Consider the following 927-nt stretch of genomic DNA (forward strand, 5'->3'; position numbering starts at 1 on the left):
CGAGGAACGCGGCGACCGTGCCCTCGTGGCCGGCCCGCTCGGCCGCGGGGTCGCCGTCCACGATCCCCAGCCGCTCGCGCAGGTCCAGGTGCACGCCCTCCAGATAGCCGGCGGTGGGCGGCAGGTCGTGCGTGTTGACGGCCGCCATGGCGAGGGCACGGTGCGTGCCCGGGTCCGTGGGTCGGCCGTCCACGTTCTCGAACCACAGGATGGTGGTTCCCAGGACGCCGGCGTCTGCGAGTGCCTGCTGGACCCAGGGCTCGAAGGTGCCCAGGTCCTCGCCGACCACCACCACACCGGCCCGCTCCGCCTCGATGGCGAGCACGGCCAGCATGGCTTCGTGGTCGTAGGACACGTACGCGCCGTCGCGGGGCCCGCGGCCCTCGGGCACCCACCAGAGGCGGAACAGGCCCAGGATGTGGTCGATCCGCACGCCGCCGGCATGGCGCATGACCGTGCCGAACATCTGCCTCAGGCCCTGGTAGCCGTGCGCGGCCAGGCCCTTCGGATGCCACGGGTGCTGAGACCAGTCCTGGCCCAGCTGGTTGTACATGTCCGGCGGGGCGCCCACGGACATCGGCCCCACGAGCTGGTCGCCGAGGAGGGAGGCGTCCGCGGCGTGCCGGTCGGCGCCGACCGCGAGGTCCAGCATCAGGCCCAGGCGCATCCCTGCGGAGACCGCGGCGGACTGGGCGGCGGCGATCTGGGTGTCCGCCACCCACTGGCACCACCGGTGGAAGTCCCGCTCCCGGGGCGTGTCCGTGCCCGTGCGTCCGGCGCTCCACGCCGCGAAGTCCTCCAGGGCCCGGCCCTGGTCCGCACAGAAGCGCTCATAGGACTCCTGGCGCTCCGGGGAGCGCGGCACCGCGTGGACGGCGCGCAGTGCGGGCCGACTGCACCTCGGCCGGCGGCCGCGCGGTCCACCGG

At 74.6% G+C, this 927-nt stretch carries 1 protein-coding gene; it reads right to left on the bottom strand.

Annotated elements, in window-relative coordinates:
* A partial coding sequence (locus tag AC2W7A_RS12880) for a 4-alpha-glucanotransferase (RefSeq protein WP_485991672.1) occupies window positions 1-865 on the bottom strand: 865 nt, incomplete at its 3' end.
* Between the last annotated feature and the right edge of the window lie 62 nt (window positions 866-927).

The sequence above is a fragment of the Micrococcus sp. LASM2_SD2 genome (assembly GCF_057364565.1).